Annotated in this window: 21 protein-coding genes; 8 read left to right on the top strand and 13 right to left on the bottom strand. The window is 57.3% G+C overall.

The window, feature by feature from the left end; genetic code table 11:
* Positions 1 to 84 precede the first annotated feature (84 nt).
* A complete protein-coding gene (locus tag M2433_RS13565) occupies positions 85 to 1,734 on the top strand; it encodes a methyl-accepting chemotaxis protein (protein ID WP_429054785.1) in 1,650 nt (549 codons plus the stop codon).
* A gap of 52 nt (positions 1,735 to 1,786) precedes the next feature.
* Here M2433_RS13565 and M2433_RS13570 read toward each other — a convergent pair whose 3' ends face one another.
* From M2433_RS13570 to M2433_RS13580, 3 genes are all read right to left on the bottom strand, one after another.
* Complete coding sequence (locus M2433_RS13570; RefSeq protein WP_429054787.1) at positions 1,787 to 2,752, bottom strand: DMT family transporter; 966 nt, start codon at positions 2,750 to 2,752, stop codon at positions 1,787 to 1,789.
* A gap of 75 nt (positions 2,753 to 2,827) precedes the next feature.
* Positions 2,828 to 3,652 carry an AraC family ligand binding domain-containing protein gene (locus M2433_RS13575; RefSeq protein WP_429054789.1) on the bottom strand — a complete coding sequence of 275 codons (825 nt, stop codon included), beginning with the start codon at positions 3,650 to 3,652 and terminating at the stop codon, positions 2,828 to 2,830.
* 81 nt (positions 3,653 to 3,733) lie between these two features.
* The gene (locus M2433_RS13580; protein ID WP_429054791.1) at positions 3,734 to 4,582 is read right to left on the bottom strand and encodes an SDR family oxidoreductase; all 849 of its coding nucleotides are present in this window, start codon (positions 4,580 to 4,582) and stop codon (positions 3,734 to 3,736) included.
* Between the two features lie 84 nt (positions 4,583 to 4,666).
* On the opposite strand from M2433_RS13580, the gene M2433_RS13585 reads away from it, so the two are divergent.
* The gene (locus tag M2433_RS13585; protein ID WP_047346146.1) at positions 4,667 to 5,053 is read left to right on the top strand and encodes a winged helix-turn-helix transcriptional regulator; all 387 of its coding nucleotides are present in this window, start codon (positions 4,667 to 4,669) and stop codon (positions 5,051 to 5,053) included.
* Positions 5,054 to 5,131: 78 nt separating this feature from the next.
* Here the strand turns inward: M2433_RS13585 and M2433_RS13590 are convergent, their stop codons facing one another.
* The gene (locus M2433_RS13590; RefSeq protein ID WP_429054793.1) at positions 5,132 to 7,075 is read right to left on the bottom strand and encodes a bifunctional 2',3'-cyclic-nucleotide 2'-phosphodiesterase/3'-nucleotidase; all 1,944 of its coding nucleotides are present in this window, start codon (positions 7,073 to 7,075) and stop codon (positions 5,132 to 5,134) included.
* Positions 7,076 to 7,265: 190 nt separating this feature from the next.
* Between M2433_RS13590 and cysQ the strand changes: the two genes are divergently transcribed.
* The gene (cysQ, locus tag M2433_RS13595; protein ID WP_429054794.1) at positions 7,266 to 8,006 is read left to right on the top strand and encodes a 3'(2'),5'-bisphosphate nucleotidase CysQ; all 741 of its coding nucleotides are present in this window, start codon (positions 7,266 to 7,268) and stop codon (positions 8,004 to 8,006) included.
* On the opposite strand, the gene M2433_RS13600 is transcribed toward cysQ, so the two are convergent.
* Positions 8,000 to 8,557 carry a YtfJ family protein gene (locus M2433_RS13600; protein ID WP_429054796.1) on the bottom strand — a complete coding sequence of 186 codons (558 nt, stop codon included), beginning with the start codon at positions 8,555 to 8,557 and terminating at the stop codon, positions 8,000 to 8,002. The two genes, cysQ and M2433_RS13600, sit on opposite strands and share 7 nt — an antisense overlap.
* A gap of 323 nt (positions 8,558 to 8,880) precedes the next feature.
* Here M2433_RS13600 and M2433_RS13605 point away from each other — a divergent pair, with 323 nt between their 5' ends.
* Positions 8,881 to 9,087, top strand: a complete 207-nt coding sequence (locus M2433_RS13605; RefSeq protein WP_008501430.1) for a DUF1107 domain-containing protein — start codon at positions 8,881 to 8,883, stop codon at positions 9,085 to 9,087.
* 78 nt (positions 9,088 to 9,165) lie between these two features.
* Here M2433_RS13605 and M2433_RS13610 read toward each other — a convergent pair whose 3' ends face one another.
* The 6 genes from M2433_RS13610 to M2433_RS13635 form a co-directional block, all read right to left on the bottom strand.
* Positions 9,166 to 10,503, bottom strand: coding sequence for a hemolysin family protein (locus M2433_RS13610; RefSeq protein ID WP_047346150.1), 1,338 nt, complete (start codon positions 10,501 to 10,503; stop codon positions 9,166 to 9,168).
* A 196-nt stretch (positions 10,504 to 10,699) separates the two neighbouring features.
* The gene (locus M2433_RS13615; protein WP_063430261.1) at positions 10,700 to 12,247 is read right to left on the bottom strand and encodes an MFS transporter; all 1,548 of its coding nucleotides are present in this window, start codon (positions 12,245 to 12,247) and stop codon (positions 10,700 to 10,702) included.
* Positions 12,248 to 12,327: 80 nt separating this feature from the next.
* Positions 12,328 to 13,350 carry a Gfo/Idh/MocA family protein gene (locus M2433_RS13620; protein ID WP_429054799.1) on the bottom strand — a complete coding sequence of 341 codons (1,023 nt, stop codon included), beginning with the start codon at positions 13,348 to 13,350 and terminating at the stop codon, positions 12,328 to 12,330.
* Between the two features lie 12 nt (positions 13,351 to 13,362).
* Complete coding sequence (locus M2433_RS13625; protein WP_429054801.1) at positions 13,363 to 14,430, bottom strand: Gfo/Idh/MocA family protein; 1,068 nt, start codon at positions 14,428 to 14,430, stop codon at positions 13,363 to 13,365.
* The gene (locus tag M2433_RS13630) at positions 14,427 to 15,611 is read right to left on the bottom strand and encodes a Gfo/Idh/MocA family protein (protein ID WP_429054803.1); all 1,185 of its coding nucleotides are present in this window, start codon (positions 15,609 to 15,611) and stop codon (positions 14,427 to 14,429) included. Before M2433_RS13630 ends, M2433_RS13625 begins: the two co-directional genes overlap by 4 nt.
* Before the next feature lie 16 nt (positions 15,612 to 15,627).
* Positions 15,628 to 16,779, bottom strand: coding sequence for a Gfo/Idh/MocA family protein (locus M2433_RS13635; protein WP_429054805.1), 1,152 nt, complete (start codon positions 16,777 to 16,779; stop codon positions 15,628 to 15,630).
* Between the two features lie 192 nt (positions 16,780 to 16,971).
* Between M2433_RS13635 and M2433_RS13640 the strand changes: the two genes are divergently transcribed.
* Entirely contained in the window at positions 16,972 to 18,030 is a 1,059-nt protein-coding gene (locus M2433_RS13640) for a LacI family DNA-binding transcriptional regulator (protein WP_047346156.1), read from the top strand.
* On the opposite strand, the gene msrA is transcribed toward M2433_RS13640, so the two are convergent.
* Positions 18,031 to 18,672, bottom strand: a complete 642-nt coding sequence (gene msrA / locus M2433_RS13645) for a peptide-methionine (S)-S-oxide reductase MsrA (RefSeq protein WP_429054806.1) — start codon at positions 18,670 to 18,672, stop codon at positions 18,031 to 18,033.
* A 224-nt stretch (positions 18,673 to 18,896) separates the two neighbouring features.
* Between msrA and tamA the strand changes: the two genes are divergently transcribed.
* From tamA to M2433_RS13660, 3 genes are read left to right on the top strand one after another with little or no spacing between them, the layout of a single operon-like run.
* Complete coding sequence (gene tamA / locus M2433_RS13650; protein WP_429054807.1) at positions 18,897 to 20,630, top strand: autotransporter assembly complex protein TamA; 1,734 nt, start codon at positions 18,897 to 18,899, stop codon at positions 20,628 to 20,630.
* Positions 20,627 to 24,403, top strand: coding sequence for an autotransporter assembly complex protein TamB (gene tamB, locus M2433_RS13655; RefSeq protein WP_429054809.1), 3,777 nt, complete (start codon positions 20,627 to 20,629; stop codon positions 24,401 to 24,403). The genes tamA and tamB overlap by 4 nt, the downstream gene beginning before the upstream one ends.
* 2 nt (positions 24,404 to 24,405) lie before the next feature.
* Complete coding sequence (locus M2433_RS13660) at positions 24,406 to 24,750, top strand: gamma-glutamylcyclotransferase family protein (protein ID WP_024907288.1); 345 nt, start codon at positions 24,406 to 24,408, stop codon at positions 24,748 to 24,750.
* A 118-nt stretch (positions 24,751 to 24,868) separates the two neighbouring features.
* Here the strand turns inward: M2433_RS13660 and ppa are convergent, their stop codons facing one another.
* A complete protein-coding gene (gene ppa / locus M2433_RS13665; protein ID WP_010427397.1) occupies positions 24,869 to 25,399 on the bottom strand; it encodes an inorganic diphosphatase in 531 nt (176 codons plus the stop codon).
* Between the last annotated feature and the right edge of the window lie 95 nt (positions 25,400 to 25,494).

Here is a 25,494-nt window from a genome sequence, read left to right on the forward strand (position 1 = left end):
TAAAGGTGTAGAAACAGTAAACAACGCGCCGAGCCTGCCGATAGATACACGTCAGACAATACCTGCATATAAAAAAGGCAACGCATGTTTAAACGTATAAAAGTCATTACCCTTCTGATTTCGGTGCTGCTTGTGCTCGGCATTATGCAGCTGATCTCAGCCGGCATTTTCATCAATGCGCTTAATAATGATAAAGAGAACTTCACTGTTTCTCAGCTTTCCAGCCAAAACGTTGCTGAATTTACCGACGCCTGGATCAGCCTGAACCAGGCGCGTGTGACGCTGAACCGCGGCATGCTGCGCCTGCAAAGCAGCATGGCGTCGCAGATTAACGGCGGTCAGCTGAACGAACTGGTGAACACCGCGAAAAACCTGCTGGCCGATGCCCAGGCGCATTACGATAAATACTACGCGCTGCCGGAAACCCCGGGTCTGGATGAGAAACTGGCCGATCGGCTGGAGGAGCAGTACCGCATATATTCCGCCACGCTGACGCAAATGAACGTTCTGCTAGGCCAGGGCAATCTGGAAGATATGTTTAAACAGAACGCCGAGCAGAAGCAGACGGCGATGCAAAAGGTCTACCGCGAGTGGCGTGAGGCGCAGGCCGCGCTCACTAATAAAGGCATTCAGGATAACGAAAGCGACTATAAGCGCATCCTGTGGATCCTTTCTGCCGTCATGATTCTCGTCATTGCGGTGATTATCTCCAGCTGGATTGCGATGCGTCGCGTGCTGTTGCTGCCTCTGGAGGACGTCATCAACCATATCCGCGCCATTGCTGCAGGGGATTTGACCCAGCCGATTCAGGCAGACGGTAAAAATGAAATGGCGATCCTGGCGCGCAACGTGCAGGAAATGCAAACCTCGCTGGCGAACACCGTGGGCGTGGTGCGGGAAGGCGCAGATATTATTTACACCGGTGCAGGTGAAATTTCGGCCGGCAGCAACGATCTCTCTTCCCGTACCGAGCAGCAGGCCGCTTCTCTGGAAGAGACGGCAGCCAGCATGGAACAGCTGACGGCAACGGTGAAGCAGAACGCCGATAATGCGCGTCAGGCTTCGCGTCTGGCGCTGGATGCGTCCTCTACCGCGAAGAAGGGCGGAAATGTGGTCGAAGGCGTTGTGCGCACGATGGACGAAATCGCCACCAGTTCCGGCAAAATTGCGCAAATTACTAACGTGATCGACGGAATTGCCTTCCAGACTAACATCCTGGCGCTCAACGCGGCGGTGGAAGCGGCGCGTGCAGGCGAACAGGGCCGTGGCTTTGCGGTCGTGGCTGGTGAAGTGCGTACCCTTGCCCAGCGCAGCGCCCAGGCGGCGAAAGAGATCAAAGCGCTGATCGATGATTCCGGCGAGCGCGTAAACGCGGGTTCGCAGCTGGTTAACGAAGCCGGTGCCACGATGGCAGAGATCGTGAATGCGGTCACCCGCGTTACCGACATCATGGGTGAGATTGCCTCGGCCTCTGACGAGCAGAGCCGCGGTATCGATCAGGTAGGCCAGGCGGTGGCCGAGATGGACCGCGTGACCCAGCAGAACGCCTCGCTGGTTGAAGAGTCTGCGGCCGCGGCGGCGGCGCTGGAAGATCAGGCTGCACGCCTGAACGAAGCGGTGGCGGTGTTTAAAATCACCCGCAGCCAGGCGGTTAAGGCGGCTCCGGTGAAAACCTATGTGCCTAAAGCGCAGCCCGTAGCGGCCGCGTCTGAAGCGAACTGGGAAACGTTTTAAGGGCTTGCCCGTTGGCGGCTACGGTTTTATAGGCCGCACCGCTGGGCAATGCTCACCTCTCCGACGCCGGAACGACCCTCGGTTTTTCCGGCTTCGCCCTTACCGCCATCACAACCCCTACGACCAGCAACGCAATCCCGCAGGCCGTTAACAGCGGCGGCACGCTCTGGCGCATCAGGAAAGTGTAAAGCAGCCCGGCCAGGGTTTCGAAGACAATCAGCGGCCCCAGGATCACCGTCGGCAGCTTCTGGCTGGCAATGTTCCAGCATAGCGCGCCCACCCATGAACACAGCACCGCAATCGCCACCATCAGGCCAATAAACACCCACGGTCTTGGCCCGAAGGGCTGGGCGAAGTCTGGCTGTTGATGGCCTAACCAGATGCACGCCCCGACATATCCCACCAGGGAGACGGGCAGCGTGACCAGCGCCTGCGCCGTCGCCCACATCATAGGATGTTTGTCCGGGTTCTCCCGCAGCCAGCGCGCATTGCGCAGGGCATACCAGGCCCAGCAGGCCACGGAAATGAACGCCAGCAAAATGCCAAAACCGTAACGCCACAGGTCAAAATCGGCCAGACCATGACGCAGCTCGGCAATATTGACGCATACCAGACCCAGGGCGGTGCAGAACAGCGCTGGCACCATTTTTGACCACGCCAGTTTGCCGTCGCGGTGGCTGTAGAGCAGGTTCGCGAAGACGGGGATAACGACCGGCAGCGTGCCGATAATCATGGTGGATACCGGCGCGCCGGTGCGCTGAATGGCGCTGGCGAGGCAAACGTAATAGATAAGATTGCCCATCATGGTCAGCGCCAGCGCGGTACTCCAGTCCTGACGGCTGAGCTGGCGCAGGCGCGCGCGTCCCAGCCACGCCAGGGGCAAGGCAATCAGCCCCAGCGCCAGGTAACGTCCGGTCGACTGCAGTATTGCCGGGTACTCGGGCACGATCAGCGGGCCGACAAAAATCAGTCCCCACATCATCCCGGCCAGCAGGGCATACAACACACCACTAATCATTTTTCCATCCACATTGATTCACGTTGCGCTCAGTGTAGGTGGGGGAAAGGGGCGCGTATTGTATGAGGTTGCGCATTAGCGCCGGGTGACCTGCTTCTGGTAACGCACGGGCGTAATGCCGTAGCGGCGGGTAAAGGCGCGGGTCAGATGCGACTGGTCGGTCAGCCCGGTCGCGGCGGCGACCTCGGCGGCGGGCATGCCGTGCGTGAGGAACGCTTTGGCGCGCCACAGGCGGATGGCCATCAGCATTTGATGCGGCGTCACGTGAAAATGGGCTTTGAACTGGCGCTGGAAATGGTAAGGGCTCAGCGAGACGACGCTTGCCAGCTCGTCCAGCGTCAGGGCGTGCATATAGTTATCGTGCAGATACTCGCGTACCCGTTCGAACCGGTGCGCACCTTCGTGAACGACAGGCGCGTGGCGGGCTAACGGCTGGAAGGTCTCAATCAGATCCAGCAGCAGCCCTTTTTGCGCCAGCGGATCGTTCGTGTGCCACAGGCCATAAATGAGCCTGCCGATTTGCTGCGAGCGCAGCGGGTCATAACGGGTCACATCGCTAAACCACCAGTGCCGGAGGCCGGTCACCTCTTCCAGCAGGTCGGGTTCGATATAAACCATCCGGTAGCGCCAGCCGTCTTCGGTGGCGGACTCGCCGGTATGGATCTCGTCCGGGTTCATGGTCACGACGGATTTTTCAGGCGCGAGATGCTGGGTGCCACGATAGCGAAAGCGTTCGGCACCGGTTTCAATGGTGCCGATACCGAAGGCTTCATGAGTGTGAGGCTCAAAGGCATAGCGGGAAATATGCGCGTGATAGAGTTCGATGCCCGGCACCTGCGCCAGATGGCGAAAGCGTGCGCTGTCTCTCTCATCAATGAACTGTTCCGGTACGCCTTGCACGGTAAGCCTCCTCGTGGGTCATCGCTTCATTATCAGAGATGACCCGAGGGGACGCCACAAAAAATAACCAATCCGTAACAATTACAGGATGGACTTGACGCTCTCAGCAAGCGTAGTGGTCGGGCGGCCGATCAGCTTGCTCAGGGTACGGCTGTCGTCAAACAGGCCGCCTTTCGAGGCGCCCACGTCGGAGTCCGCCAGCATATCCGCCAGCCCGGCAGGCAGACCAACGCCCTTCAGCGCGGCGGCAAAATCCGCTTCGCTCAGGTTCTGATACGCCACCGGCTTACCGCTCTGCTTGCTCAGTTCAGCTGCCAGTTCGCTCAGCGTCCACGCGCTGTCGCCCGCCAGTTCATACACCTTACCTGCGTGACCTTCCTCAGAAACGACTTTGGCTGCAGCCGCCGCGTAATCTGCACGGGTCGCAGAGGCGATTTTGCCTTCGCCTGCCGCACCAATAAAGACCCCATGCTCAAGCGCCGGCGGTGCGCTCGCCAGATAGTTTTCGGTGTACCAGCCGTTGCGCAGCAGGGCATATGGCACGCCTGACTCTGCCAGCGCTTTTTCGGTCTGGACGTGTTCAACGTGAAGACCGAGCGGCGATGTGTCCGCATGCAGCAGGCTGGTGTAGGCGATGAATTTCACGCCGGCGGCTTTGGCGGCGTTAATCACGTTCTGGTGCTGGGTCGCGCGCTGGCCGACTTCGCTGGACGAGATCAGCAGCAGTTTATCCACGCCGCTCAGCGCGGCGGTGAAGGCGGCTTCGTCCGTGTAGTCAGCCTGACGAACCACAATACCCTGCTGGCTTAAGGCTTCCGCTTTCGCCGGGTTACGTACGATGGCCACAACCTGGCTGGCCGGTACGGTTTTCAACAGCTGTTCGATAACGAGATGGCCAAGCTGGCCGGTAGCGCCGGTAATCGCGATCATGATGAATCTCCTTCGTGTTTGTCTGGTGTTGTGGCACACTAGCACCATAGCTAACTTTTAGTAAGTACGTACAAAAAGGTAAGTATGAAAACAACGATTCCGACGCTCAGCGAACAAATGCGCGATGGCAATCTCTTCGCGGAGCAGTGCCCTTCGCGGGAGGTGCTTAAACACGTGACCAGCCGCTGGGGAGTACTGATTCTGCTGGCCCTGCGCGAGGGAACGCACCGCTTTAGCGATCTGCGTCGTAAAATGGGCGGAGTAAGCGAAAAGATGCTGTCCCAGTCACTCCAGGCGCTGGAGCTGGACGGGTTTGTCGATCGCGTGTCGTATCCGGTTGTGCCGCCGCACGTAGAGTATAGCCTGACGCCGTTAGGTATTGAGGTCAGCGAGAAAGTCGCCGCGCTGGCGGACTGGATTGAGGTAAATACGCCGAAGGTGATGGCGAATCGCGACGATCGTGCGGCGTAAAAGCCGGGAATGTGCGGCCTGATGCCCTCACCCTGACCCTCTCCCACAGGGAGAGGGAACAAAGTTGCCGTTTTGCTTTTACTTGCTTAAATCCACCTGATAAATCGCGAACCCGATATCATCCGTCGCCACCTTTTTCATCGGATACTGCGCTTTATCCTTAATAAACGCGGCTGCCTTATCGGACGGTGACGTTTCAATGCGGATGTCCAGCGGCGTATCGCTGTGGATCGGCGCCAGGCGCCAGTTATTATCCACGGCCGGGTGAATTTCCCCCGCCTTTTTCGACTCGGCGCCGATCCAGGCGGCCAGCACCGAGCGGTTTTCATCCGGCGAGGCAAAGGCGATGTGGCTGTCTCCCGTACCGGCAAACTTGCCGCCGTAGGCGCGATAGTTATTGGTCACCACCAGGAAGCTGGCGCTCGGGTCGATCGCCTTGCCGTTGAAGGTCAGGTTTTTGATGCGCTCCGCCTGCGGGTTGACTGCCTGACACTCGCCGTCATATTTCGCCGGCTGGGTGACGTCAATCTGGTAATTCACGCCGTCGATCACGTCGAAGTTGTAGGTGCGGAATCCGTCCCAGTTAATCAGCGACTGCGGCTTACTGCTGTGCGGGTCAATCTGGTTAAACTGTCCGGCGGAGCACTCCAGCCACTCTTTCACCTCCTGGCCTGTCGCTTTTACCACCACCAGCGTGTTCGGGTAGAGGTAGAGATCGGCGGCGTTACGGAAGGTCAGCTGGCCTTTTTCGACTTCCACATAGCTTGCCGGGTCATTCTTACGCCCGCCTACCTTGAATGGCGCAGCGGCTGAGAGCACCGGCAGTTTCGCCAGATCCGGATCGCCCTGAATAAAGTGTTCGGCATAGGCTTTCTGCGCCATGTTGACCACCTGGACGGTCGGATCGTCCTGAACCAGCGCCAGGAAGCTGTACATGTTGTCGGCGGATTTGCCGATCGGTTTGCTGACGAAGTCGCGCGTGGCGTCGTGATCGTGCTTAAGTACCTCGACCAGTTTTTTATCTTCCGCCGCCAGTGATTTTTTAGCCGCTGCGTCGTAAATCGGGCGCGCTTCGGCTTTTGACTGCGTAACCTTCCAGCTGCCGCCGTCGTTATTCAGCACCAGATCCACCACGCCAAGATGGTCGCCCCACATGCCTGGCATCACCGACGGCACGCCGTTGAGCGTCCCTTTTGCGATGTCCGCCCCTTTGATGCCGGCAAAATCTTTGCCCGGGAAGACCGCGTGAGCGTGGCCGAAGAGGATCGCGTCAACGCCCGGGACTTCACTCAGGTAGTAAACGGAGTTTTCGGCCATGGCCTGATACGGATCGGCAGAAAGGCCGGAATGGGCGACGACGACCACCAGATCCGCCCCTTTCTCACGCATTTCCGGCACGTATTTACGCGCCGTCTCGGTAATGTCGTTAACGGTGACTTTGCCGCTGAGGTTCGCCTTATCCCACGTCATAATTTGCGGCGGTACGAAGCCGATGTAGCCGATTTTCAGCGTCTGCTTTTTACCGTCCTGGTCGACTACCTCTGTCTCTTTAATCAGGTAAGGCGTAAACAGCGGCTTTTGGGTTTTAACGTCGATGATATTGGCGTTAACGTACGGGAATTTAGCCCCTGCCAGCGCGTCATGCAGGTATTTCAGGCCGTAGTTGAATTCGTGGTTGCCGAGGTTGCCGACGGCATAGTCCAGCGTGTTCATCGCTTTATAAACAGGATGGATCTCGCCTTTTTTCAGCCCCTTCGCCGCCATGTAATCGCCGAGCGGGCTGCCCTGAATGAGATCGCCGTTGTCGACCAGCACGCTATTTTTCACCTCACCGCGCGCGGCGTTTATCAAACTTGCCGTGCGTACCAGTCCGAATTTTTCCGTCGGGGTATCTTTGTAGTAGTCGAAGTCCATCATGTTGCTGTGAAGATCGGTCGTTTCGAGAATACGCAGATCGACCGTCGCCGCCTGTACGCTCGCTGCAATCAGCGTCGCCAGGAGCGTTGCGCTAAACTTAATCATCAGAGGAGTCCTTTTTTCGATCCATGCCACAAAAGAGTATGTATCTATAGCGTGTTGCTTACAGAAATGTGAATCCTGACAGAAAAAAGCGCCCTGAAACCGGAATTGCTTCACAGATAGCGGAATTGTTCACATTACGATATAACTAAAACAAAGAGTTAACCTCACTGCGTTAACAAAGAGGTGGAAAATGCTAGATAAAATTTGTCAGCTCGCACGGGATGCGGGAGATGCCATCATGCAGGTCTATGACGGTAATAAACCGATGGAGGTTGTCAGCAAAGCCGACGACTCTCCGGTCACGGCGGCAGATATCGCGGCGCATAAGGTGATCCTGCAAGGGTTACAGGCCTTAACGCCGGACATTCCCGTTTTGTCTGAAGAAGCGCCGCAAAGCTGGGACGAGCGCCAGCACTGGCAGCGTTACTGGCTGGTTGACCCGCTGGACGGGACAAAAGAGTTCATCAAGCGCAACGGTGAGTTCACCGTCAACATTGCCCTGATTGAGAAAGGCAAAGCGGTGCTGGGGGTGGTATACGCGCCGGTGATGAAGGTGATGTACAGCGCCGCAGAAGGGAAGGCCTGGAAGGAAGAGTGCGGCGTGCGTAAGCAGATCCAGGTGCGGGATGCGCGTCCACCGCTGGTGGTGATCAGCCGCTCGCACAGCGACAGCGAGCTGCAGGAGTATCTGCAACAGCTGGGCGAACACCAGACTACCTCGATTGGCTCATCGCTGAAGTTCTGCCTGGTGGCGGAAGGCCAGGCGCAGCTCTACCCCCGCTTCGGGCCAACCAACGTTTGGGATACCGCGGCAGGTCATGCCGTTGCCTCGGCCGCCGGAGCGCACGTTCATGACTGGCAGGGCAAGCCGCTGGACTATACCCCGCGCGAATCGTTCCTCAACCCCGGCTTCCGCGTCTCTATTTATTGAGCCAACAGCTTGTGCAGCAGGTCGACAACCTGCTGCACCTCTTCCTGGGTTAACGCGCCGTCTTTCGCCCACTGCACGCGGCCCTCTTTATCGAGCACAACGATCGCAGAACTCTCTTCCTCCAGCTGCCAGGCCTTACGGGTTACGCCGTTGCTGTCGACGATAAACTGCGACCACGGGTAGAGCTTTTTATTGCTCTCAAGGCTTGAGCGCACAAACATCCCGGAGCCCGGAATGGCGTCGTCAGTGTTAACAATGGTGGTCGTCTGGTAGCGGTCATGGGGGAATTTTGCGGACTTGATCGCTTCCACCAGGTTGGCATTTTTCTCTTTTGCGGATGTACGACCGGCAATATGTTGTACAACTCTCACTTTCCCTACGAGCTGCGCGCTATTCCAGGGTTTGTAGCTAAACTTATCATTGTCGAGAATCAATTCTCCCCGGTCAGCAATGCCGACTGGCGGTACACGTTGTCCTTTTTCAATGTTGTGAGCGGAAGCCCACAGAGGCAGCAGCAGGCAAGCTGCTGCAAGGATATTACGTAGGGTCATGGCGTTTCCTTATTGTTTGCAGGTGATCCGACCACTTGGTCATACGCTTTAATGATAAGTGCGATCAATGTGGTTTTCCCGCAATCCGGATGCCAGTTTGCGGGTGAACGCACATATCCATGAAAAAACGACGGCTTATACTGCCCTCAGTGACGGTTTGCAAAGATTATTCTGAATAATTGTAATCAAACGGTAAATAAACTTATGCATACTGGGTAACAACGTAGTTCTGGTCTATAGTCATGGGGCATTAAAATTTGCGCTCAGGACAGTCGGGCCGATTGTGGCACCGCAAGAGCGTATGATTCGCAGGAGATACAAGAATGAAAATTTTCCAACGCTACAACCCGCTTCAGGTGGCGAAGTACGTGAAGATCCTGTTCCGTGGACGGTTGTATATCAAGGATGTTGGCGCTTTTGAGTTTGATAAGGGCAAGATCCTTGTCCCAAAAGTGAAGGACAAACAGCACCTGTCTGTGATGTCCGAAGTCAACCGTCAGGTTATGCGTCTGCAAACTGAGATGGCTTAACCAACGTGCTATGCAGTAGTAGTAGATAAAAAGACGGCTCCCAATGGGAGCCGTTGATGTTTGTGGGGGGCAGGAATCTTACGCGGACACCTTCTCTTCCGCATCCGGCAGCTTAGGCACCAGGACGGTCGGTTTGTTGTCGATACGCGTCACCAGCAGCTGGTCGATGCGGTAGTTATCAATATCCACCACCTCAAACTTGTAGCCGGAGAACTTCACCGAGTCGGTACGTTTCGGTATTTTACGCAGCATAAACATCATAAAGCCGCCGATGGTCTCGTAATTACCGGACTGCGGGAACTCGTCAATATCCAGCACGCGCATCACGTCTTCAATCGGCGTACCGCCATCAATCAGCCATGAATTTTCGTCACGCTGAACAATCTGCTCTTCCAGTCCCTGGCCAACAAGGTCGCCCATCAGCGTGGTCATTACGTCGTTGAGGGTGATAATACCCACCACCAGCGCGTATTCGTTCATAATAACCGCGAAGTCTTCCCCGGCGGTTTTGAAACTTTCCAGCGCTTCTGAGAGCGTCAGGGTGTCCGGCACAATCAGGGTATTGCGGATCTGTACGCCGCTGTTGAGCGCCAGGCTCTGGTTCGCCAGCACGCGGTTCAGCAGGTCTTTGGAGTCGACGTAACCGATGATGTGGTCGATATCCTCGTTACAGACCAAGAACTTAGAGTGCGGATGCTCCGCCACCTTGGTCTTCAGGCTCTGCTCGTCTTCGTGTAAATCGAACCAGATAATATTTTCACGGCCCGTCATGGAAGAGGGCACGGTACGGGATTCCAGTTCGAATACGTTCTCAATCAGCTCGTGCTCCTGCTTACGCAGCACCCCGGCCAGCGCGCCGGCTTCCACGACCGCATAAATGTCGTCAGAGGTGATGTCATCTTTACGCACCATCGGCAGCTTAAAGATGCGGAAAATCACGTTCGCCAGGCCGTTGAAGAACCACACCAGCGGACGGAACACGTACAGACAGAAGCGCATCGGGTTGATGATACGCAAAGCCACGGCTTCTGGCGCAATCATACCGATGCGTTTCGGGGTCAGGTCAGCGAAGAGGATGAACAGCCCGGTCACCAGCGAGAAGGAAAGGATAAAGCTCAGCTGTTCGGCCAGTTCAACGGACATGTACTTTACAAAGAGGCTATAAAACGCCGGGGAAAACGCCGCATCGCCGACGATACCGCCGAGAATGGCGACCGCGTTGAGGCCGATCTGCACCACGGTGAAGAACATGCCGGGGTTTTCCTGCATTTTCAGGATGCGGGTGGCATTGATGTTGCCTTCGTCTGCAAGCAGCTTCAGTTTGATTTTACGGGATGCGGCCAGCGAGATCTCAGATATCGAGAAAAATGCACTGACGGCAATAAGACAAAGTATTACTAAAATACTGTTTAACATAGTTTATCCGGCTTATCGCCAGATCCTCAGAAGGGGAGTTGATACCATTTGTGTGAAGACACATTGAACGTCAGCTCGTAGCGTTGAGCCGATTATTTCAGCGGGTAGTATAGCGTAAAGAGATGTAAATCTGCCAGAGGTCACATTTTTGGCATAAAACAGACCGGACAGCCTGATGCTGTCCGGTAAGAGGGGGTTATTTCGCGGCGGATAAACGGGCGTTTCCTTCTGCCCGTCGGGTCGCATCGCCTCCCCATACCTGGTCGTACTCATAGCCTGTAAGCTGTTTGATCACCACGCGGGTCCTGGCGTCGCAGTCACGATAGTCTCCGCCCAGCTTGCGGCGCGCAATCTCCTTAAGCAGCAGCTTATGCGTCTCGCGGGTGAGCCTGAACTTGTAGGTCGTGAAGAAGCTTACCGCCAGCAGGGCGGCCGTCGCGAAAATCATCAGGCCAATAATCGCCCCCAGCGCGCTTTCAGGCTGCGCGCCGCTGCCCTTCACGAAGCCGGACTCCTGCAGCACCAGGCCAATAATCATGATGGCAATCGCCACGGTGCTTTTGCGGGTCAGGACCATCACGCCGGCAAAAATGCCTTCGCGGCGCTGCTGGGTCACCATCTCGTCAATGTCCGGAATGAAGCTGTAGATGTTCCACGGTATGTAATAGAGGCCAGAGCGGGCGGCGCCGAGCAGGATAAAGACCGCCGAGAACAGCAGCGTCGGCACCTGCGTTTTGGTCAGATAGACCGTAAACAGGAAGGCCAGTACCAGGAAAATACAGCCGTAGGAGAGACGCAGGGCGGCAGACGGTGTCATGTTCAGACGGTTCAACAGCAGCATAAATCCATAGGTGCCGGGCACCGAGGCGAAAGCCGCTATGCTCAGCCAGCCCGACACCGCCGCCGCATCCTGGCTCAGGCAATAAACGACATAATAGGTAAAGACCGACCCGAAGACGTCCATCGCCGTAAACGAAAAGATATAAATAATAATGTGCAGACGGAACGCGCGAATACGGAAGGAGGAGAAGAGATCCAGCACCAGATATTTCAGGTGATTGAGTATCCCGCTGCTGCGATGATTCTCTACTTTAAACGTGGACTCCTGTTGCACATCCTTCGCTTCCCAGGTGGTGTACCAGGTAATAAATACCGCAATGCAGAAGATGCAGGAAAAGATCAGCCCGGTCAGCGTATAGGTAAACGGATTATCTTTACCGGTGAACTGCATAATGACGCCGGGAACGGAAACCGCAAGAAAACCGCCCAGCTGGGAGCAGATCATACGCACGCCGGAGAGGCGGCTACGCTCTTCGTAGCGGTTGGTCATCTCAGCCGCCAGGGTCTCCCAGGGCACCAGCACCATCGCCGACAGCAATTCAATCGAGAGGTAGGTGCCCAGGTAATACCAGTACCCCATATCGGTCATCCACAGCAGGGCATATAAAAACATTAACGGGGAACTGAGCAATAAAAAGAAGCGGCGACGGCCAAATTTACGCCCGAGCCAGGTATCGCCGAAATTATCGGTGATATACCCCATAATCGGGCTTAACAGCGCATCGATAACGCGGGCAATGGCAAATATAGATCCCGCTTCAATAACCGAGAGCCCGCAGTAGGTGGTGTAAAAAAATAACAGCCAGGTGCCGATAATGGCGAAAGCGCCTCCGCCAAACAGATCGGTTATGCCGTAGCCAAGCGCCACGCCATAACCCACTCTACGTTCAGTTGGTTTGACCATAATAATTTCCAGTGTAGGGTAGCTATAAACCCATATTTGGGTCGTTTTTTTTTATTTACTGGTGGAATACAAATTACGTTCTAATTATTGATATCTATCCATTGTCTTAATTGAGATGAGCGGTAAATAGCCTCCACAAGGGTGAGTGATTTTCCGGCTTCACGGATGTCGGTGTAGCCCGTGTTTCCCGGGTGGGTGATAGCGTGATAAAAACGGCGGATCGCCTGCTCGTGTCCCAGCCCCCAGTAGCTTTTGACCGAGCCGTCAGGCGAGTCGTCGGTCGCCAGCCTCACGCGCTCGCCCGGCGTCACGCGCCAGAGCACGTTGTCATTCAGCAGCAGCGAGCCCCGCTCACAGTGGATCTCCATCAGGAGCGGGGAGTCGGTGGTGTTGCAGTTGCTGGCGTAAAACAGGCCGCGCGCGCCGTTGGCAAAATGCAGCGTCGCCATCGCGCTGTCTTCACCTTCGGTCACGTCCGCCAGCTCACCGCTATCGACCACCCCTTTGACGCGCGTTGCGCCGCCGGCGAACCACTGCATCAGGTCGAGAGTATGGATGGCCTGGTTGATGAGCAGGCTACCGCCTTCCGTTGCCAGCCGGCCGCGCCACGGGCTTTCGGTGTAGTACGCGCCCGCGCGCGACCACGTCAGCACCGCCTTGATGCTGAGCATTTTTCCCAGTCCGCCATCGTCCAGCGTCTGGCGAATGCGCAGGCTGGTGGGGTTGAGCCGGTTCTGATAGCACACGCCGAGCAGGCCCGGCGCCCGTTCAGCGGCGCGGGTGATATCCACGAGTTCGCTGCTGTTCATGCCCACCGGTTTTTCGCAGAAAACATGCTTCCCGGCGGCGAGAGCCGCCAGGATCATGCTTTTATGCTCGAAATGCGGCGTGCAGATATGGACCACGTCGATGGCGTCATCCAGCAGCATTTCCCGGTAATCCTGATAAAAGCGGCACTGGTAGCCCATCGCCAGCTTCAGCCCTTTGACGCTGTCGATATCGACCAGCGCGCGCAGGGCAACGTTGGGGAGCTGGCGCAGCGCGTTCACATGGCAACCGTGAATCGCCCCGGCGCCGATAACTGCCGTGTTCAGGATCGTCATCGTCGCCTCCCGTTATTCCGTCGCGTTGGCCAGCATCTGAGCCTTCACGCAGAGCTCCGCCGCCCTGAAGGCGTGTGCCTGGGTCATGGCATTTTCAGTACGATGCAAACAGTCGAGGATCAGTTCGCCAAAGAACGGGAACCCCACCTGTCCGGCGACCGGATAGCGGAACTCTCCCTCTTTATTGACGAGATACACCACGTCCTGCTCGCCGCGGGTGAGATCGACATATTTGCGGATCTCGATATAGCCTTCGGTACCGAGCAGCGTCAGACGGCCATCGCCCCACGTAGAGAGACCGTCAGGGGTAAACCAGTCGCAGCGGAAATAGCCGCTGGCGCCGTTTTCCCCTTTCAGCACGGCATCGCCAAAATCTTCAAAGGCGGGATACTGCGGGTGTTTAACGTTGCGCACCTGGCTTGCCACCACGGTGGCGTCGCTGTTGCCGGTGTAAAAAAGGAACTGCTCAATCTGGTGGCTGCCGATATCGCACAGAATGCCGCCGAAATAGCGTCGATCGTAGAACCACTCCGGGCGGCCGGTCCCTTCCCGGTGCGGGCCAGTCCCCAGCGTTTGTACGACGCGGCCAATGGCCCCTTGCTGCACCAGCTGTCCGGCAACGACCGCGCTCTCAACGTGCAGGCGTTCGCTGTAGTACACGGCGTATTTCCGGCCCGTTTTTTCCACCATGGCTTTCGCATCTTCCAGCTGCTCAAGGGTGGTGAGCGGCGCTTTATCCGTGAAGTAGTCCTTGCCCGCCGCCATCGCCTTCAGCCCCAGCGCGCAGCGCTCGGAGGGAATGGCGGCCCCTGCCACCAGACGCACTTCGTCGTCGGCGAGTATCACGTCCAGGGATTCTGCAACCCTGGCCTGCGGATACTGCTGGATGAATTTATCCACTTTTGCCGGGTCAGGGTCGTACACCCACTTCAGCGTGGCGCCAGCTTCAATCAGGCCGTTACTCATGCCGTAGATATGGCCGTGGTCGAGCGCGGCAGCGGCAAAAACAAATTCGCCTTCCTTCACGACCGGCTGTGGCTTACCGACCGGCGCGTAGTTCATACCGTCATTTTTGTTCATGGTGTCACTCCTTCATCCAGATCTTTGCCGAGGGGAATCGCACCGACTTCGCTGAAGTTGGCAACGCTTGCGGATTTTTCATAAAAACGGGGGGCGAGTGCGTTCGTCCCGCCGGTGCGGTAAAACGGGTCGTCGCGCTGAATCGGCAGCGAGACCACGCTGCGGGTAATGGCGGATTTATAAACCGCGGTAATCAGCTCCAGGGAGCGTTTGCCCTGCAGGCCGTCCACTAACGGCGCCGCGCCCCGCTCGATGGCGTGCAGCAGGTCGTTAATCTGCCCGGTGTGCAGCGTCCATTCGAGCTTCGGCGTCTCCTGAAAAACGGCGTTGAGCTGAGCTTCCCGCTGCAGATCCCGATCTTCCTGCGGGAAGCCGTTATCGGCGCTGACGCTGGCAAAGGCCTGCCACGGGGCGGAGATCCGCGCCTTGTCACCCTGGATAATGATTTTTTGATCTTCCCCGTGGTGTACGACCGAGGCGGTCAACTGGGTGAGCGCGCCGCTGGGGTATTTAAATATCGCGGCGCTGAGATCTTCGACTTCAGCGTTGTCGTGCGCCACGTTGGTCATCATGGCCACCACCTCGGACGGGAAGCCCAGCATCCACTGAATGGCGTCGATGTGGTGAACCGCGTGGTTAAGCGTGCAGCCGCCGCCCTCTTTTTCCCAGGTACCGCGCCACCACAGGTCGTAGTAGCAGTGTCCACGCCACCAGAACGAATCCACCTGGGCATGGCAGACCTTGCCAGCCAGACCTGAATCCAGCGCCGCTTTTAAGCGCCAGAAGGCGTCGGTAAAGCGGTTTTGGGCAATGACGGCGAGCGTTTTGCCGCTGGCCTTCTGTGCGGCGAGCATGGCGTCGCACTCCTCCAGCGAGGCGGCCATCGGCTTTTCGCACAGCACATGGCAGCCGGCAGTGAGGGCATCAATGCTTATCTCTGCATGGACGTAGGGCGGCGTGCAGACGTCGACGATGTCGATATCCGGCTCTGACGCCAGCATCTGCTGGTGGCTTTCATACACGCGAGCGTCCGTCAGGCCGTAACGCGTTTTTTTCTCGTGGGCTTTTTCCGGGTAGATATCCACCAGCGCGACGATCCGGCAGCGCTGGCCAAACTGCAAATAGCCCTGAATATGGTTATGCGAGATATTCCCTGTTCCCACGATAGCGACATTTAACATCGTTTCTTCTCCGGAGTTACCAGGTGCCGGAGGCATCCAGCGTGACGCTGGCTGTCTCTTTAGCCACTGAGGTGCTGATGCGCTGCTGAAGCAGGCGCAGATACTGTTTCTCGTTGAGCGGGAGTTCGACCCAGTCATCGGTCCAGGTAGAGAGGTGCATGGCGTTGGAGAGCGTCAGCCCATTGATCCCTTCCAGGCCCGGTGCAATGAGCGGTTCGCCGCGCAGGATGGCGGCACAGAAATTGGCGGTAATGACGTGGTGTTCGCTGCACTCCGGGGCGACGGGAAGCGTGACCTCCCAGCATTCGGGTTCACCAAAACCGTTTTGCCAGCGGGCGTTGAAGTCAGTTTCGGACTCACGCAGCCGCCAGTAGCGCAGTTTCCCCTCTTCGACGACCACCTTGCCGCGATCGCCGACGATTTCCAGCCGGTTGGTCCCCGGCGTTTCCGCCACGGTTGTAATAAACACGCCCGTCGCACCGCTGGCGTACTCGGCATAGGCGGTGACCTCGTCCTCCACTTCGATATCGCGATGCTTGCCGAACTGGCAAAACGCGCGCAGGCGAACCGGCATGCCGACCAGCCACTGCCAGAGATCGAGCTGATGCGGGTCCTGGTTGAGCAGTACGCCGCCGCCTTCTCCTTTCCAGGTGGCGCGCCAGCCGCCGGAGTTGTAGTAGCTCTGCGATCGATACCAGTTGGTGATGATCCAGTTGGAGCGGCGGATCTCGCCCAGCTCGCCGCTGTCGATCAGATCTTTCACCTTCCGGTAGAGCGGGTTCGGGCGCTGGTTGTACATGATGCCGAACACCACGTCGCACGCCTGGGCACAGGCGTTCATCTCCTGAACCTGGGCGGTATACACGCCCGCTGGTTTTTCACACAGGGTGTGGATGCCGTGGCGCATTGCCAGCATCGACAGGCGCGGATGGTCGTAGTGGGGAGTCGCGACAATCACCGCGTCGATAAGCCCGCTCTGGAGCATCTCCTGCGCGTCGCTGAAAAGGGGGAGAGTGCCGACCAGCTGGCGAATGGCCGGGTGTTTTTCCAGTGCATTATCGCAAACCGCCGCCAGGCAGGCGTCGCTGACCGTACCTGCCAGTAAATAACGCGCGTGGACCGTACCGATATTACCTATTCCAATAATGCCAAAACGTACCTTCTCCATGTCACACCTTAATTTCAGTTGAAATGAGTGATGACCGGAAAATAGGAAAGGGGAGCGGCAGCGACAATGTGTTTTTGTGAGAATACTCGCAGGGTGGTTAAGTAATCTCCAGGCTTCCTGAAATTTGGTTTTAAAATCAACGTGCTGTTTCTGCAAATATTTGCAAAAACTGATTGAGAGCGAGGTCACACTATGTCGGGAAGGTTAAAAATGGAGGAGATCGCGGCGCTTACGGGCTATTCCGTCAGCACCGTTTCGCGGGTCCTGAGCGGCAAGTCATACACCAGCGAGAAAGCCCGAGAAGCGATTGTACGTACCGCGCGAAAGCTGGGTGTGCTTGAGTCGATGGCAAGCGGGCGGCTGCTGATTAACGGCATCGCGGTCTTTGCCCCGGAAAGAACCTTTCAGGGACGTGGGGACATTTTTTATCTGGAAGTGACCAAAGGTATTGCTGAAGCCTGCGCGCCGCACAACGTGTGGGTCAGCTGCTGTGGATTAGAAGAGCAGCACGCCGATGTGAAATTATTTATGGAAAAGGCCAGTCATAAGAATATCAACGCGATAATCATTATTGGGACTGATGATTCCACCATATTTAAACTGGCGAGCACGCTGAATAAGCCCTGCGTATTGATTAACTCCGTTGACCGGGATCGGGTGCTGGATTCCGTGTCGCCCGACCACCGGGCGATTGGTTTCACCGCCATGCAGTACCTTTTTGAGCAGGGGCATCGCCGGGTGCTCACGCTCACCTGCCTGCGCCGGGATACGCTCTACGCGCGTCTGGACGGCATCAAGGAGGCATACCGCCATTTTCACGTCGCCTTTGATCCCCAGCGCGATCTATTAGTGACGGAGTGGTTTACGGCAGACGAGGCCGAGCGGGCGCTGGACGCGTGGCTGATGAGTCATGACAGATCCCAGTGGCCGGAGGTGATTTTCCCGAACAGTACCAGCATGACGGAAGGCGTGGTCAGGGCGTTAACGCGCCACGGGCTGCGCATTCCGGAAGACATTTCGCTCATCACGACCGATTTTGCCTGGAATTTAGCGCACCGTCTGGAAAGACCGATCACGGGCGTTACGGTGCCCTGCCGCGAGTTGGGCATTGAGGCCGTTCACCTGCTGCAAACGCGGCTCAACCGACCGCAGGCACCGGTCTTTAACCTGCTGCTGCAGGGCAAAGTGATGGACTACGGCTCGGTCAGTAACGCTACGCGCCACGCGGCTCGCGTGGCGCTGGACCAGTAATTACGCCAGCTGCGGCGGCAGGCAGACGCCGATGCCCCCGATACCGCAGTAGCCATAGGGGTTTTTATGCAGATACTGCTGGTGATCGTCCTCGGCATAGTAGAACGGTTTCGCGGACGCGATTTCCGTGGTCACCTCGCGCGTATCGCCCGCTTCACGCATGGCCTGCTGGAAACGCTCAAGGCTGGCGCGCGCGGCGGCGTCCTGCTCCGGCGTCAGCGGATAAATGGCCGAGCGGTACTGGGTGCCGTGATCGTTGCCCTGACGCATGCCCTGCGCCGGGTCGTGATTTTCCCAGAAGACCTGCAGGAGCTGCTCGTAGCTAATCACCGCAGGGTCATAAACCACGCGAACCGCTTCCGCATGGCCGGTCTCCCCGGAGCAAACTTCGCGGTAGGTTGGATTAGGCGTGTAACCGCCGGTGTAGCCGGCCGCCGTGCTGTAAACGCCGGGCAGCTGCCAGAAGAGGCGTTCAACGCCCCAGAAGCAGCCCATCGCGAACAGGGCGATTTCCATCCCTTCTGGAACGTTGGTCATTGAATGGTTATTGACGGCGTGTAAGGTCGCCACAGGCATAGGGGTGTTGCGTCCCGGTAATGCATCGGCTTGTGAAACCAGATGCTTTTTGTCGAATAAACTCACGATGGGGCCTCCCGGGGTGCGATGTTTCAGTTAAGGTTGTCACGAAGCGTTTAATTGAACACAATAAATGCGCTGAATGAGTCTAGATTTAATCATAAGAAATATTTGGGTGTTACACCCATTTTCAACCCGCGATTCGGGTTTTTGGCCAACGGGCCGTATTTTGCCGCGGAGCGGCACTTCATTTGCTTCCAGGGTGGAAACAGGGATATTCAGGAGAAAACGTGACAAAAATCCGCCAGTTATGTTTAGTCAGTGTATTGCTGACAAGCGGGATTGCCAGCGCGGCGAATGTCCGTTTGCAGGTTGAGGGGTTATCCGGGGCGCTACAAAAAAACGTGCGGGCGCAGCTATCGACCATCCAGAGCGATGAGGTGACGCCGGACCGGCGTTTTCGCGCGCGCGTGGATGACGCGATCCGTGAAGGGCTTAAAGCGCTGGGTTATTACGAACCCACCATTGATTTTGACCTCCGTCCGCCGCCGAAAAAAGGACGACAGGTGCTTATTGCCCGCGTTTCGCCGGGCGAGCCGGTATTGATTGGCGGCACCAACGTGGTGCTGCGCGGCGGTGCGCGCACGGATCGGGATTACCTCGATCTGCTGAGTACACGTCCAAAAATTGGCACCGTTCTGAATCACGGCGATTACGATCATTTTAAAAAATCCTTAACCAGCGTCGCGCTGCGTAAAGGCTATTTCGACAGCCAGTTCAACAAAAGCCAGCTTGGCGTGTCGCTGGAACGACGTCAGGCCTTCTGGGATATCGACTACGACAGCGGGGAGCGCTACCGCTTTGGTGACGTGACGTTTGAAGGGTCGCAAATTCGTGAAGAGTACCTGCAAAACCTCGTCCCCTTCAAAAAAGGGGATTACTACCAGTCGAGCGACCTGGGAGAGCTGAACCGCCGCCTCTCCGCCACCGGCTGGTTTAACTCCGTGATTGTCGCACCGGAATTTGATAAGTCTCGCAAAACCAAGGTGTTGCCGTTGCATGGCGTTGTTTCGCCGCGCACCGAGAACACCATTGAGACCGGTGTAGGCTATTCGACAGATGTTGGTCCACGCGTGAAAACCTCGTGGAAAAAACCGTGGATGAACTCTTACGGCCACAGCCTGACCACCAGCCTGAGCCTCTCTGCGCCCGAGCAGCAGCTTGATTTCAGCTACAAAATGCCGCTGCTGAAAAATCCGCTTGAGCAGTATTACCTTCTGCAGGGCGGCTTTAAGCGCACCGACCTGAACGACACCGAGCAGGACTCAACGACGCTTGCCGTATCGCGTTTCTGGGATCTTTCAAGCGGTTGGCAGCGCGCCATTAACCTGCGCTGGAGCCTCGACCACTTTACCCAGGCCAACGTCACTAATACCACCATGCTGCTTTATCCGGGCGTGATGATCAGCCGCACCCGCTCGCGCGGGGGCCTGATGCCGACCTGGGGCGACTCACAGCGCTACTCCATCGATTATTCCAACACCGCCTGGGGCTCCGACGTGGACTTCTCGGTCTTTCAGGCGCAAAACGTCTGGATCCGCACGCTGTACGACAAACACCGCTTTGTGATGCGCGGTAATCTCGGCTGGATTGAGACGGGAGACTTCGAGCGCGTTCCGCCGGATCTGCGCTTCTTCGCCGGGGGCGACCGCAGCATTCGCGGCTATAAGTTCAAATCGATCTCACCGGAAAACGAAAAAGGCCAGCTGACCGGGGCATCCAAACTGGCGACCGGCTCGCTGGAGTATCAGTACAACGTCAGCGGCAAGTGGTGGGGAGCGATGTTCGTTGACGGCGGTGAGGCGGTAAACGATATCCGCCGCAGCGATTTCAAAACCGGCGCGGGCGTAGGCGTGCGCTGGCAGTCACCCGTCGGGCCCATCAAGCTCGATTTCGCCGTCCCGGTGGGCGACAAAGACGAACACGGATTACAGTTTTACATCGGTCTGGGGCCTGAATTATGAGTTTATGGAAGAAGATAAGCCTCGGGGTGCTGATTTTTATCGTGCTGCTGCTCGGTACGGTGGCGTTTCTGGTGGGAACGACGACCGGGCTGCATCTGCTGTTTAACGCCGCGAACCGCTGGGTGCCCGGGCTGGAAATCGGCCAGGTGACGGGCGGCTGGCGCGACCTGCGCCTGAAGAACATCCGCTATGAGCAGCCGGGCGTGGCGGTGAACGCCGGGGAGTTTCACCTCGCGGTGAAGCTGGGATGCCTGCGCGACAGCAAGCTCTGCGTTAACGATCTGTCGCTAAAAGATGTCAACGTGGCGATAGATTCGAAAAAAATGCCGAAGTCTGCGCCGGTTGAAGAAGAGGACAGCGGCCCGCTGAATCTCTCCACGCCGTACCCGATCGCGCTTTATCGGGTGGCGCTGGATAACGTTAATATCAAAATCGACGACACCACCGTGTCGGTGATGGATTTCACCTCCGGCCTGCGCTGGCAGGAGAAAAACCTGACCCTGACGCCTACGTCGCTGCAGGGTTTACTCATCGCGCTGCCGAAAGTGGCGGACGTGGCGCAGGAAGAGATCGTCGAACCGAAGATCCAGAACCCGCAGCCGGAAGAAAAGCCGCTGGGCGAAACGCTGAAAGATCTCTTCTCGAAGCCTGTCCTGCCGGAGATGACCGACGTTCATCTGCCGCTGAACCTCAACATTGAGGAATTCAAAGGCGAGCAGCTGCGCCTGACCGGCGATACCGATCTGACGGTCTATACCATGCTGCTGAAGGTCAGCAGCATTGACGGCAATATGAAGCTCGACGCGCTGGATATCGACACTAACCAGGGCTCGGTTAACGCGTCAGGGAATGCCCTGCTGCGCGACAGCTGGCCGGTGGATATCACGCTGAACAGCGCGCTCAACATCGATCCGCTGAAAGGCGAAAAGGTGAAGGTCAAAGTGGGCGGGGCGCTGCGCGATAAGCTGGACGTCGGCGTGAATCTCTCCGGCCCGGTGGACATGGTCCTGCGCGCGCAAACCCAGCTGGCGGAGGCCGGGCTGCCGCTTAATCTTGAGGTTGTCAGCAAGCAGCTTTACTGGCCGTTCACCGGCGAAAAGCAGTTCCAGGCCGATGACCTGAAGCTGAAGCTGAGCGGCAAGATGACCGATTACACGCTCTCGTTCCGCACCGCGGTGAAGGGGCAGGGCGTGCCGCCTGCAACCATCACGCTGGATGCGAAGGGCAACGAACAGCAGGTCAACCTCGACAAGCTGACCGTCGCGGCGCTGGAAGGTAAAACCGAGCTGACCGCGTTGCTCGACTGGCAGCAGGCGATCAGCTGGCGCGGCGAGCTTAAGCTGACGGGCATTAACACCGCCAAAGAGGTGCCGGACTGGCCGTCAAAACTGGATGGCCTGATCAAAACCCGCGGCAGCCTGTACGGCGGCACGTGGCAGATGGACGTGCCGGAAATCAAGCTCACCGGGAACGTGAAGCAGAACAAGGTAAACGTTGAAGGCTCGTTGAAAGGCAACAGCTATCTGCAGTGGATCATCCCGGGGCTGCACGTGGCGCTGGGCCGCAACACGGCGGATATCAAAGGCGAGCTGGGGGTGAAAGATCTCAATCTGGATGCCTCCATTGACGCGCCGAGCCTGGATAACGCCCTGCCGGGCCTTGGCGGCACGGCGAAAGGGTTAGTGAAAGTGCGCGGCACGGTCGACGCGCCGCAGCTGCTGGCGGATATCACCGCCAACAACCTGCGCTGGCAGGAGCTTAGCGTTGCCCGCGTTCGCGTTGAAGGGGATGTAAAATCCACCGATCAGATCGGCGGTAACCTGAACCTGCGCGTGGAGCGTATTTCTCAGCCGGACGTCAACATTAACCTGGTCACCCTGGACGCCAAAGGGAACGAGAAGCAGCACGACCTCCAGCTGCGCGTGCAGGGCGAGCCGGTCTCCGGCCAGCTTCACCTGACCGGCAGCTTCGATCGCAAGGAAGAACGCTGGAAAGGGACGCTGGACAACACCCGCTTCAACACCCCGGTTGGGCCGCTGGCGCTGTCACGCTCCATCGCGCTGGACTACCGCAACGCCGAGCAGAAGATCAGCATTGGGCCACACTGCTGGACCAACCCGAATGCGGAACTGTGCGTGCCGCAGACCATCGATGCGGGAGCGGAAGGGCGCGCGCAGATCAACCTCAATCGCTTCGATCTGGCGATGCTGAAGCCGTTTATGCCGGATACCACGCAGGCCAGCGGCGTCTTCAGCGGGAAGGCCGATGTCGCCTGGGACACCACGAAAGAGGGGCTGCCGCAGGGCAGCGTCACCCTTTCCGGGCGTAACGTGAAGGTGACCCAGGAGGTCAACGATGCGCCGCTGCCGGTAGCATTCGACACCCTGAACCTGAGCGCGGACCTGCATAACAACCGCGCGGAGCTGGGGTGGCTTATCCGTCTGACCAACAACGGTCAGCTGGATGGACAGGTACAGATTACCGACCCGCAGGGACGGCGTAATCTGGGCGGCAACGTGAATATCCGTAACTTCAACCTGGCGATGGTGAACCCGATTTTTGCCCGCGGGGAAAAAGCAGAGGGCATGCTCAACGCTAACCTGCGCCTGGCCGGCAACGCGCAAAGCCCGCAGCTGTTCGGTCAGATGCGGCTCAGCGGCGTGGATATTGACGGCAACTTTATGCCGTTTGATATGCAGCCCAGCCAGATCGCGATGAACTTCAACGGCATGAGCTCGACGCTGAGCGGCTCGGTATTAACGCAGCAGGGACAAATCAACCTCAGCGGCGACGCGGACTGGAGCCAGCTCGATAACTGGCGCGCCCGCATTGCCGCGAAAGGCAGTAGGGTGCGCATCACCGTACCGCCAATGGTGCGCCTGGACGTCTCGCCAGATGTGGTCTTTGAAGCCACGCCAAGCCTCTTTACGCTTGACGGACGCGTCGACGTGCCGTGGGCGCGCATCGTGGTCCACGACGTGCCGGAAAGTGCGGTTGGCGTCTCAAGCGATGAAGTGATGCTCAATGAAAATCTGAAACCTGTCGAACAGAAGAGCGCAGGCATACCGATTAATAGTAACCTTATCGTGCACGTGGGGAATAACGTGCGGCTGGATGCGTTTGGGCTGAAGGCACGGCTCACGGGCGACCTGAAAGTGGCGCAGGATAAACAAGGGCTTGGCCTGAACGGGCAAATCAATATTCCTGAAGGGCGCTTCCACGCCTATGGCCAGGATCTGATTGTCCGCAAAGGCGAGCTGCTGTTCTCCGGTCCACCGGATCAGCCTTTGCTGAACATCGAAGCGATTCGTAACCCGGAAGCAACGGAAAACGACGTTATCGCGGGCGTCCGCGTCACCGGCTCCGCCGACGAACCGAAGGCGGAGATCTTCTCTGACCCGGCGATGTCGCAGCAGGAAGCCCTCTCTTATCTGCTGCGAGGACAAGGTCTGGACAGCGGTCAGAGCGACAGTGCGGCGATGACCTCGATGTTAGTGGGTCTGGGGGTTGCACAAAGTGGGCAGGTTGTGGGTAAAATCGGCGAGACGTTCGGCGTAAGCAATCTGGCGCTGGACACCCAGGGCGTGGGTGACTCCTCGCAGGTGGTGGTCAGCGGCTATGTACTGCCGGGTCTGCAGGTGAAATATGGTGTGGGGATCTTTGACTCACTGGCAACACTCACGTTACGCTATCGCCTGATGCCTAAGCTATATCTGGAAGCAGTGTCCGGCATAGACCAGGCACTTGATCTGCTCTATCAGTTTGAGTTTTAGCAATGCGAATATTTGTCTACGGCAGTTTAAGAACCAGGCAAGGCAACAGTCACTGGATGACCAATGCCCTGCTGCTGGGGAATTACAATATCGAGAACTACCAGTTGTACAGCCTGGGCCACTATCCAGGCGCGGTTCCCGGGGAGGGAACGGTACAGGGTGAGGTTTATCGTATTGATAACGCGACGCTTGCCGAACTTGATGCCTTGCGCACCAGGGGCGGTGAATACGCGCGCCAGTTGATCCAGACGCCGTACGGAAGTGCGTGGATGTACGTCTACCAGCGTCCGGTCGAAGGGTTAACGCGGATTGTAAGCGGTAACTGGTTAGACAGAGACCAGTACTGAAAAAAAAACAACGCCACCTCACGGTGGCGTTGTTTTTTTGTGCCTCTTGCCGGGTGGCGCTACTCTCCGGACACAAAAAAGCCCCGACCAGCGGGGCTTTATCGATCGGCAGTAAGAATTACTTCTTCGCAGCACGTTCGAAAGAGGCGATGATTTCTGCTTTCGCCGCTTCTGCGTTGTCCCAGCCGTCAACTTTAACCCACTTGCCTTTTTCGAGGTCTTTGTAGTGCTCGAAGAAGTGAGTGATCTGCGCTTTCAGCAGTTCTGGCAGGTCGTTCACATCTTTGATGTGATCGTATTCTTTGCTCAGCTTGGTGTGCGGTACCGCAACCAGCTTCGCATCTTCACCGGATTCGTCGGTCATTTTCAGCACGCCAACTGGACGGCAGCGAATGACGGAGCCTGGCTCCAGTGGGTATGGCGTTGGGACCAGCACGTCAACCGGGTCACCGTCCAGAGACAGGGTGTGGTTGATGTAACCATAGTTGCACGGATAGAACATCGCGGTAGACATGAAACGGTCTACGAACAGGGCGCCGCTCTCTTTGTCCACTTCGTATTTGATCGGATCTGCGTTAGCCGGGATTTCGATAACTACGTAGATGTCTTCTGGCAGTTCTTTACCCGCTGGGACGTTGAGTAAGCTCATGTCGGTGTCCTTTAAAATGGATGGTAAACAAGTGGCAGGTATTATAGCCAACTCGCGCTGAATGTCTCCGCCTGTTTTCGCCTATTCTCCACGTT

The sequence above is a fragment of the Enterobacter sp. AC1 genome (assembly GCF_050434705.1).
GTDB lineage: Bacteria > Pseudomonadota > Gammaproteobacteria > Enterobacterales > Enterobacteriaceae > Enterobacter > Enterobacter cloacae_L.

Coding starts and splice junctions, on each gene's coding strand:
- M2433_RS13620 (WP_429054799.1), bottom strand. CDS start 13,350: ATGACGATCCTGAACACGGCAGTTATCGGCGCCGGGGCGATTCACGGT.
- M2433_RS13625 (WP_429054801.1), bottom strand. CDS start 14,430: ATGAACAAAAATGACGGTATGAACTACGCGCCGGTCGGTAAGCCACAG.
- M2433_RS13590 (WP_429054793.1), bottom strand. CDS start 7,075: ATGATTAAGTTTAGCGCAACGCTCCTGGCGACGCTGATTGCAGCGAGC.
- ppa (WP_010427397.1), bottom strand. CDS start 25,399: ATGAGCTTACTCAACGTCCCAGCGGGTAAAGAACTGCCAGAAGACATC.
- M2433_RS13640 (WP_047346156.1), top strand. CDS start 16,972: ATGTCGGGAAGGTTAAAAATGGAGGAGATCGCGGCGCTTACGGGCTAT.
- M2433_RS13585 (WP_047346146.1), top strand. CDS start 4,667: ATGAAAACAACGATTCCGACGCTCAGCGAACAAATGCGCGATGGCAAT.
- M2433_RS13635 (WP_429054805.1), bottom strand. CDS start 16,779: ATGGAGAAGGTACGTTTTGGCATTATTGGAATAGGTAATATCGGTACG.
- M2433_RS13580 (WP_429054791.1), bottom strand. CDS start 4,582: ATGATCGCGATTACCGGCGCTACCGGCCAGCTTGGCCATCTCGTTATC.
- M2433_RS13610 (WP_047346150.1), bottom strand. CDS start 10,503: ATGTTAAACAGTATTTTAGTAATACTTTGTCTTATTGCCGTCAGTGCA.
- M2433_RS13570 (WP_429054787.1), bottom strand. CDS start 2,752: ATGATTAGTGGTGTGTTGTATGCCCTGCTGGCCGGGATGATGTGGGGA.
- M2433_RS13660 (WP_024907288.1), top strand. CDS start 24,406: ATGCGAATATTTGTCTACGGCAGTTTAAGAACCAGGCAAGGCAACAGT.
- tamB (WP_429054809.1), top strand. CDS start 20,627: ATGAGTTTATGGAAGAAGATAAGCCTCGGGGTGCTGATTTTTATCGTG.
- M2433_RS13565 (WP_429054785.1), top strand. CDS start 85: ATGTTTAAACGTATAAAAGTCATTACCCTTCTGATTTCGGTGCTGCTT.
- M2433_RS13615 (WP_063430261.1), bottom strand. CDS start 12,247: ATGGTCAAACCAACTGAACGTAGAGTGGGTTATGGCGTGGCGCTTGGC.
- cysQ (WP_429054794.1), top strand. CDS start 7,266: ATGCTAGATAAAATTTGTCAGCTCGCACGGGATGCGGGAGATGCCATC.
- M2433_RS13630 (WP_429054803.1), bottom strand. CDS start 15,611: ATGTTAAATGTCGCTATCGTGGGAACAGGGAATATCTCGCATAACCAT.
- M2433_RS13605 (WP_008501430.1), top strand. CDS start 8,881: ATGAAAATTTTCCAACGCTACAACCCGCTTCAGGTGGCGAAGTACGTG.
- M2433_RS13600 (WP_429054796.1), bottom strand. CDS start 8,557: ATGACCCTACGTAATATCCTTGCAGCAGCTTGCCTGCTGCTGCCTCTG.